Annotated in this window: 6 protein-coding genes and 1 pseudogene; 2 read left to right on the top strand and 5 right to left on the bottom strand. The window is 69.3% G+C overall.

From position 1 onward, the window contains the following. A pseudogene (locus MFF42_RS26710) lies at nt 1-111 on the bottom strand (ceramidase domain-containing protein); the annotation flags it as partial. Between the two features lie 95 nt (nt 112-206). On the opposite strand from MFF42_RS26710, the gene xth reads away from it, so the two are divergent. Then, the gene (gene xth / locus MFF42_RS23850) at nt 207-1,001 is read left to right on the top strand and encodes an exodeoxyribonuclease III (RefSeq protein WP_238258291.1); all 795 of its coding nucleotides are present in this window, start codon (nt 207-209) and stop codon (nt 999-1,001) included. Between the two features lie 213 nt (nt 1,002-1,214). Here xth and MFF42_RS23855 read toward each other — a convergent pair whose 3' ends face one another. The 4 genes from MFF42_RS23855 to MFF42_RS23870 all read right to left on the bottom strand — a co-directional run bounded on the left by MFF42_RS23855 (nt 1,215) and on the right by MFF42_RS23870 (nt 6,593). Next, nucleotides 1,215-2,102, bottom strand: coding sequence for a tetratricopeptide repeat protein (locus MFF42_RS23855; protein WP_238258292.1), 888 nt, complete (start codon nt 2,100-2,102; stop codon nt 1,215-1,217). Beyond that, a complete protein-coding gene (ilvD, locus tag MFF42_RS23860) occupies nt 2,089-3,819 on the bottom strand; it encodes a dihydroxy-acid dehydratase (RefSeq protein ID WP_238258294.1) in 1,731 nt (576 codons plus the stop codon). The genes MFF42_RS23855 and ilvD overlap by 14 nt, the downstream gene beginning before the upstream one ends. A gap of 612 nt (nt 3,820-4,431) precedes the next feature. Then, nucleotides 4,432-5,214 (bottom strand): ethanolamine ammonia-lyase subunit EutC, encoded by a 783-nt coding sequence (gene eutC / locus MFF42_RS23865; protein WP_238258295.1) that lies wholly within the window; start codon nt 5,212-5,214, stop codon nt 4,432-4,434. Continuing rightward, nucleotides 5,211-6,593 (bottom strand): ethanolamine ammonia-lyase subunit EutB, encoded by a 1,383-nt coding sequence (locus MFF42_RS23870; protein WP_238258297.1) that lies wholly within the window; start codon nt 6,591-6,593, stop codon nt 5,211-5,213. Before MFF42_RS23870 ends, eutC begins: the two co-directional genes overlap by 4 nt. Before the next feature lie 636 nt (nt 6,594-7,229). On the opposite strand from MFF42_RS23870, the gene oxlT reads away from it, so the two are divergent. Beyond that, on the top strand, nt 7,230-8,290 hold a 1,061-nt coding region (oxlT, locus tag MFF42_RS23875), incomplete at its 3' end, for an oxalate/formate MFS antiporter (protein ID WP_507763119.1).

Genomic DNA, 8,290 nt, shown 5'->3' on the forward strand with positions numbered 1-8,290 from the left:
GGCCGCGACCAGGAAGGCGGCATTGGACAGCGCGTTGACCGGCTCGGCCCAGAACGACGCATCGGTGCGCTCGCAATAGGCCCGGACCGGCTCGAACCACGACGCATCCATCGCTTCTTTCCTCGGCCTCGAACGGCAGCGGCCGCCTTGCCAGGGCCGCGCGAAGGCCCGATGACGAGAGCCCCTTCGGCCGAGCCCAGCGCCCCATGCGGATCACCACCTGGAACGTCAATTCGATCAAGCAGCGGGTCGGCCACCTGCTGGGCTTCCTCGACGAGGCCAAGCCCGACGTGGTCTGCCTGCAGGAGCTGAAATGCCAGGACGCGGCCTTCCCGCGCGCGGAGATCGAGGCGGCGGGCTACGCGGTCGAGACGCTGGGGCAGAAGGCCTATAACGGCGTCGCCCTGCTGGTGCGCGCCCCGCTCCGATACACCCAACTGCTGCGCGGGCTGCCGGGCGACGCCGAGGACGAGCAGGCGCGCTACATCGAGGCGCTGGTGCACGGCGAGGACGCGGCGCCGGTGCGGATCGCCTCGATCTACCTGCCGAACGGCAACCCGGCGCCGGGGCCGAAATATGCCTACAAGCTCGCCTTCATGGCCCGCCTGCGGACCCATGCCCGCGCCCTGATGGCGACCGAGGAGGCGCTGGTGCTGGCGGGCGACTTCAACGTCATCCCCGAGCCCGAAGACGCCGCCGACCCGGCCGCCTGGACCGAGGACGCGCTGTTCCTGCCCGAGACCCGCCGCGCCTTCCGCGCCCTGCTGGCGGAGGGTTTCACCGACGGCCTGCGGGCCTGCGAGCCGAGCGCCGGGCTCTACACCTTCTGGGACTATCAGGCCGGCTGCTGGCCGCGGAACCAGGGGATCCGCATCGACCACCTGCTGCTCTCGCCCCAGGCTGCCGACCGCCTCGTCTCGGCCTCGGTGCAGCGGCACCTGCGCGGGCTGGAGAAGCCGTCCGACCACGTGCCGGTGACGGTGGAGTTGAGCGACGGGTGAGCTGCCGCGAGCCCTCTCCCCTCCGCGGGAGAGGGTGGCCCCCGAAGGGGGTCGGGTGAGGGGAGCGCCGCTTCCGGAAAGACCTGAGCCGACCCCTCTCCCGCCTGCTCCGCAGGCACCCTCCGCCACCCAAGTCGGGCCTGCCCGACTTGGGCAGACGCTTGCAGATCTCGGGCAAGCCCGAGATCTGTCGGGGGGGAGGGCTTATGACGGCTACCGCCGCCGCCGGGTCGAGCCCGTCGGCAGCGACTGCGCCTGCGCCATCGCATCCGCCCGGTCGGCCTCGCTCGCCGAGGCCCAGGCCTTGTCGTAGAGGTTGACGATCCAGGTATCCGCCGCGCCCTGCGCCCCCGTGCGGGCGATGGCGAGCCAGGTCAGGCCCTTGACCGTCTGGCGCTGCACGCCGGTGCCGTTGACGAGCATGTCGCCGAGCAGCGCCTGGGCCGGACGATGCCCCTTCTCGGCGGCGAGGTTGAACCAGCGCGCGGCCTTGCGCGGATCCTGCTCGACGCCGGTGCCGTCGAGATAGAGCCGGGCGAGGTTGTACTGCGCGTTGGGGTCGCCGAAATACGACGCCGCGTAGTTGAACATGTCGTAGGCGCGCTCGGCGTTCGGGCGCACGTAGGTGCCCTTGATCCCCTCCAGGAAGTAGGTGCCGAGCGCGTTGAACGCGCTCGCCACCACGCCGGAATTTGGGGTGTCGGGCGAGTCGTCGGTGTTGTCGTCGGCGATCCGCGAGAAATACTCGAACGCCTTCAGGTCGTCGTGGGGCACGCCGTCGCCGTCCGCGTACATGCGGCCGAGCTTCCACAGCGCCAGGGTCTGGCCCTGGTCGGCGGCGTATTCGAGCGCCCGCACGGCGCCCTGCTTGTCGCCCGCGTTGTAGTCGCGCACGCCCGATCTCAAGGCATCCCGCCCCGAGCGAAAACCCTTTTCGGGGACCGGGGTGCGGGCGGTCGCGTCGAGCGCCGTGCCGGGATCGACGGCGGCGATCGCCAGGCAAAAGCCCAGGAACCCGGCCAGCAGACCCGTGCGGAGCCGACCCAGATCGACCCCGGCCGGCCGCGCGGGCCGGAGAGGGACGGTCCTAGATGTCGGCATAGCTCTGCGTCTCCTTGGCGCCGCCCGGATGGGTCACGGCGCCGTTCACCGCAGGCCCCACGGTCTGCGCATATTTCCAGAGGTAGCCGGAGGTGGCGGCATTGCCCCGCGGCGTCCATTCGCTGCGGCGCTGGGCCAGTTCCTCGTCGGAGAGCGCCACGTCGAGCGTCCCCTTGATCGCGTCGAGGGTGATCATGTCGCCGTCGCGCAGGAGGCCGATCGGCCCGCCGATGGCGGCCTCGGGGCCGACATGGCCGACGCAGAAGCCGCGGGTCGCGCCGGAGAAGCGCCCGTCGGTGATCAGCGCCACCTTGTCGCCCATGCCCTGGCCGTAGAGGGCCGCCGTGGTCGAGAGCATCTCGCGCATGCCGGGGCCTCCCTTCGGGCCCTCGTAGCGGATGACCAGAACCTCGCCCGGCTTGTAGGTGCGGTTCTGCACCGCCTCGAAACACGCCTCCTCGCCGTCGAAGACGCGGGCGGGGCCGGTGAAGACCTGGGCCTCGGCCGGCATGCCGGCGACCTTCACGATCGCGCCCTCGGGGGCGAGGTTGCCCCTGAGGCCGACCACGCCACCGGTGACGGTGATCGGCTGGTCGGCCGGGCGCACCACGTCCTGATCCGGGTTCCAGGCGACCTTGGCGAGGTTTTCCGCGATCGTGCGGCCGGTCACGGTCAGGCAATCCCCGTGCAGAAAACCGTGGTCGAGCAGGGTCTTCATCAGGAGCGGGATGCCGCCGACCTCGAACATGTCCTTGGCGACGTAGCGCCCGCCGGGCTTCAGGTCGGCGATGTAGGGGGTCTTCCGAAAAATCTCGGCGACGTCGAACAGGGTGAACTCGATGCCGCATTCATGCGCGATCGCCGGCAGGTGGAGCGCCGCGTTGGTCGAGCCGCCCGAGGCCGCCACCGTCGCGGCGGCGTTCTCGAGCGCCTTGCGGGTGACGATGTCGCGCGGGCGGATGTTCTTGGCGATGAGCTCCATGACCTTCTCGCCCGCGGCGGCGCAGAATTGGTCGCGGATCTCGTAAGGCGCGGGCGCACCGGCCGAGTAGGGCAGCGCGAGGCCGATCGCCTCGGAGACGGTGGCCATGGTGTTGGCGGTGAACTGCGCGCCGCAGGCGCCGGCCGAGGGGCAGGCGACCCGCTCCAGCTCGTCGAGGTCGTCGAGGCTCATGTCGCCGACGGCGACCTTGCCGACCGCCTCGAACAGGTCCTGCACGGTGACCGGCCGGCCGCGGAACGAGCCGGGCAGGATCGAGCCGCCGTAGATGAAGATCGACGGCACGTTGAGGCGCACCATGGCCATCATCATGCCGGGCAGGGACTTGTCGCAGCCAGCGAGCCCCACGAGGGCGTCGTAGGAATGGCCGCGGATCGTCAGCTCGACCGAATCGGCGATGACCTCGCGGGACGGCAGCGAGGCGCGCATGCCGCCATGGCCCATGGCGATGCCGTCGGTGACGGTGATGGTGCAGAACTCGCGCGGCGTGCCCTTGGCGGCCGCCACGCCCTTCTTCACGGCCTGGGCCTGGCGCATCAGCGAGATGTTGCAGGGCGCGGCCTCGTTCCAGCACGAGGCGACGCCGACCAGCGGCTGGTGGATCTGCTCGGTGGTCAGGCCCATGGCGTAGAGGTACGAGCGGTGGGGCGCGCGGGCGGGCCCTTCCGTCACGTGCCGGCTCGGCAGCTTCGACTTGTCGGTCTGACGCGCGTCCATCGCTGATCTCGTGCCCCGGTCCCGTTACGCCCCCGAGGTCCGCCCGGCCCGTGACGGTCCAGCGCGGAAAAACGTCCTTCGACGTCCTCGAAACTCTGCGGTAAGGCGTTGGAGCGACAGCATTTACCGCGACCCCGGAAGTCGTCCCGGTTTATGGTGGGATTGCGGCGCTCAAAGGCACAGCTCAAGGCAAAGTCGGGTTGCTTTCGCGGTGTGTCGGGGCCGCAACAGCCGAGCTTGCGCCGGCGCCCGAAAGACGTCGCACGGTCAACGTGCATCCCCCCGCCCGCGGTCCCGCAGGAGGGGGTTTTCATACGGTTTCCGGTTGATCACCTCGGGCATTGCCTACTCCCGTCATCGCGAGGCGGAGCCGAAGCGATCCAGGGCGCGACCTCTCCGGACAAGGCGCGCCCTGGATTGCCACGGCTTCGCCTCGCAATGACGGAGGAGAAACCGGAGTCATCAGACGGATGCCGTATCAGTCGTACCGAATTCGGTCGATCCCCCGAGGTTTTGCGCCACGCCGTCATCGCGAGCGTCGGCGAAGCGATCGACCGGATCGGACGTCCGAAGGCCCTCGCGCGACAGGCCGAGCTTCGCCGAGGAGTCGGATCAGCGGGCGGCGATCGCCGGATCGGGCATGTCAGCCTCGATCAACCGGTCGCTCTCGTCCTTCAGGTTCACGCCGGTCAGCCCGCGGGAGAAGGCCTGGGTCAGGAGCCAGTTCAGCTTGAACGCGGCGAGCTCGAAGCTGAGGCCGGCGGGCCGGACGTTCGAGATGCAGTTTCGTTCCGCATCCGAGCGCCCCGGCCTCGGATCGAAGGTGACGTAGAGGCCGAGGCTGTCGGGCGAGGACAGGCCGGGGCGCTCACCGATCACCACCACCACCGCGCGGGCCCGCAGCGCCGCGCCGACCGCGTCCCCCAGCGCGACCCGTGCCTGGGTGGCGATGGTCACCGGGGCGAGGCGCCAGCCGGCCCGCTCCGCATGCGGCTTGAAGGCGGCGAGCAGGGCGGCGGCGCCCTCGTGCACCGCCCGCGCCGACAGGCCGTCGGCCACTACCAGGGCGAGATCGACGGGCTCGCGGGCCGAATCGGCCAGCGCCTTCAGGCTGTCGGCCGAGAGCCGGCGCCCGTAATCGGGGCGGCGCAGATAGGTCGCGCGATCCGCCGCACCCGAGGTCACGGTCACGGTCGGCAGGCCCAAGGCCGCGACGGCCTCCGCGATCGCGGCGGCGTCCATCGGCGTGTGGACGGCGTCGCGCGCCTGGGCGTGGGCGAGGCCGAATTTCAGCACCTCGCGGGTCGGCAGGCCGGCACCGGCGCGGCCGAGGCCGATCCGGGCGGGGGTGAGGCGGGCGAGGCGCTGCCAGAGGTCGTCGGTCCGGGCGCTCATGCGGCCAGCCCCGGCGCGGCGGCGAGCAGGCGGGCCTCGGCCCCGCCGGGCAGGAGGGTGCCGTTCGCGTCGGTGAGGCCGATTCGGGCGAGCCATTCCTCGAATTCGGGCGCCCGTCTCAGGCCCAGCACCTCGCGGATGTAGAGCTGATCGTGAAACGAGGTGGACTGGTAGTTCAGCATCACGTCGTCGGCGCCGGGAATGCCCATGACGTAGGTGCAGCCCGCCGCCCCGAGCAGGGTCAGCAGCGTGTCCATGTCGTCCTGATCGGCCTCGGCGTGGTTGGTGTAGCAGACGTCGACCCCGAGCGGCACGCCCATCAGCTTGCCGCAGAAATGGTCCTCCAGCCCGGCGCGGATGATCTCCTTGCCGTCGTAGAGATATTCCGGCCCGATGAAGCCGACGACGGTGTTGACCAGCAGCGGCCGGTAGCGCCGGGCGACGGCGTAGGCACGGGCCTCGAGGGTCTGCTGGTCGATGCCGTGATGGGCGTCCGCCGAGAGCGCCGAGCCCTGACCGGTCTCGAAATACATCACGTTGTCGCCGAGGGTGCCGCGCTTGAGCGCGAGCGCCGCCTCGTGCGCCTCCTGCAGGATCGGCAGGGTGACGCCGAAGCTCGCATTGGCCCGCTGCGTCCCGGCGATCGACTGGAACACCAGATCGACCGGCAGGCCGCGGTTCATCGCGTCGAGGGTGGTGGTGACGTGGGTGAGCACGCAGGCCTGCGTCGGGATCTCCAGCCGGCCGATGATCCCGTCGAACAGGCTGAGCAGGGTGCCCATGGTCTGGATCGAATCGGACACCGGGTTGATGCCGATCACCGCGTCGCCGCAGCCATAGGCGAGCCCGTCGAGGATCGAGGCGGTGACGCCCGCCGGGTCGTCGGTCGGGTGATTGGGCTGGAGCCGCACCGCGAGCGTCCCGGGCAGGCCGATCGTGTTGCGGAACCGCGTGATCACCCGGCACTTCCGGGCGACCAGGATCAGGTCCTGGTTGCGCATGATCTTGCTCACCGCCGCGGCGATCTCCGGCGTCACGCCCGGCGCGATTCGCGCCAGCGTCTCAGAGGAGGCGGTGAGCAGGAACTCGCGGAAATCCCCGACCGTCAGGCTCGCGATCTCGGCGAACGCCGCCTCGTCGTGATCGTCGAGAATCAGGCGGGTGACGTCGTCGTCCTCGTAAGGGATCAGCGGGCGCGCCAGGATCTCCCTGAGCGGCACCTCGGCCAGGCACCAGCGGGCGGCCATGGTCTCCTCGGCCGATTCGGCGGCGATCCCCGCGAGGCAATCGCCGGAGCGCACCGGGGTCGCCTTCGCCATCAGCGTCGCCAGGTCGGCGAAAACGTGGGTGCGGGGACCGACGGTGTGGCGATAGGGCATCAATGGGCTCCTTGGCCGCGCCCGACAGGATGCAAGGATCGGGCGGCCTGTCGAGGGGATTTCCGGCGAGGCGGTCGCGTGCGGCGGAGGTGCCTCCGCGCCCGCAGCGCGCCCTGAAGCAAGAACGGCGCCCGGCTTCCGGACAAATCGATCCCGCGAGGGGCGGATCGCCCGAGTTTGGCACTTCCTCGCGCGAGAAGCGTAACGGCGGCGGAGACCCTCCGATTCACCAAGCACCGTGCCAGACGGCGCGAAGGCGTCGCCGCGGGGCGCGTCGCCCGATCTGCCCGTCATCGGTCTGCGACGACCGGTATGTCATTGATTCGGCGGTGCCGAACCCGTCCTTTTCCCTGCCGCGACCGGCCGCATCCTCCGGTCAACGCAGCGATTTTTTCGTGGGGTTCCGGGATTTCATCCTTTCGGTTCCTCACTTTCGTGTCAGATTGCGAATTATTTCGCTTGCCTGCATGCCTGGCATACCAAATAATGCATACCAATGCCCGGGACGAGAAAGCCCCTCGGATCCAACGGGCAGAGGAAGGAATCTCAACACCCTGCACTGACGCCTTTCACGCCAAACACGCCAAATCGACACAACAGGCCTTCACGTCTGTGCAGGCACGAGGGAGCACGCTCATGGCACTATCGTCTACGGCCGCGGACCGGCCGGTATCGTCTTCGAACCGGTGGCTGCAAATCGTCCTCGGCGTCATCTGCATGGTGGCCGCGGCCAACATCCAGTACGCCTGGACCCTGTTCGTCCCTGAAATCCAGAAGACCTTCGGCTGGGATCGCGCCGCGATCCAGGTGGCCTTCACGATCTTCGTCGTCGTCCAGACCTGGCTGACGCCGATCGAGGGTTACTTCATCGACAAGTACGGTCCGAGCCGTGTCGTGATGTTCGGCGGCCTGATGACCGGCCTGGCCTGGGTGGTGAACTCCTACGCGACCTCGCTGTCCGGGTTCTATCTCGGCTCCGTCCTCGGCGGCATCGGCGTCGGCTGCGTCTACGCCACCTGCATCAACAACGCCCTGAAGTGGTTCCCGGACAAGCGCGGCCTGGCCGTCGGTCTGACCGCGGGCGGCTACGGTGCGGGCTCGGCGCTGACGATCCTCCCGATCGCCAAGATGATCGACGCCGGCAGCTACGCCCAGGCGTTCTTCACCTTCGGCCTGATCCAGGGCACGGTCATCATCCTGGCCTCCATCTTCATGCGCTCGCCGGCCAAGGACGAGGTCAAGTTCTCGACCAAGGTTCTGCAGACCCGTCGCGACTACACCCTCGGCGAGGCGCTGCGGACCCCGGTCTTCTACGTCATGCTGCTCATGTTCACCTGCACGGTGACCGGCGGCCTGATGGCGGTGGCCCAGCTCGGCGTCATCGCGACCGACCTCGGCGTGAAGAACTTCCAGGTGAACCTGTACTTCTTCGCCATGGCGGCGCTGCCCTTCGCCCTGATGCTCGACCGCATCATGAACGGCATCTCCCGCCCGCTCTTCGGCTGGATCTCCGACCGGATCGGCCGTGAGAAGACGATGTTCATCGCCTTCTCGATGGAGGGCATCGGCATCGTGGCGCTGGGTTACTTCGGCTCGAACCCCTGGGCCTTCGTGATCCTCTCCGGCATCGTGTTCCTTGCCTGGGGCGAAGTGTACTCGCTGTTCAGCGCCACCGCCGCCGACACCTTCGGCTCGAA

The sequence above is a fragment of the Methylorubrum podarium genome, assembly GCF_022179745.1.
In the GTDB taxonomy this organism is placed as follows: domain Bacteria; phylum Pseudomonadota; class Alphaproteobacteria; order Rhizobiales; family Beijerinckiaceae; genus Methylobacterium; species Methylobacterium podarium.

Coding starts and splice junctions, on each gene's coding strand:
- eutC (WP_238258295.1), bottom strand. CDS start 5,214: ATGAGCGCCCGGACCGACGACCTCTGGCAGCGCCTCGCCCGCCTCACC.
- xth (WP_238258291.1), top strand. CDS start 207: ATGCGGATCACCACCTGGAACGTCAATTCGATCAAGCAGCGGGTCGGC.
- ilvD (WP_238258294.1), bottom strand. CDS start 3,819: ATGGACGCGCGTCAGACCGACAAGTCGAAGCTGCCGAGCCGGCACGTG.
- MFF42_RS23855 (WP_238258292.1), bottom strand. CDS start 2,102: ATGCCGACATCTAGGACCGTCCCTCTCCGGCCCGCGCGGCCGGCCGGG.
- MFF42_RS23870 (WP_238258297.1), bottom strand. CDS start 6,593: ATGCCCTATCGCCACACCGTCGGTCCCCGCACCCACGTTTTCGCCGAC.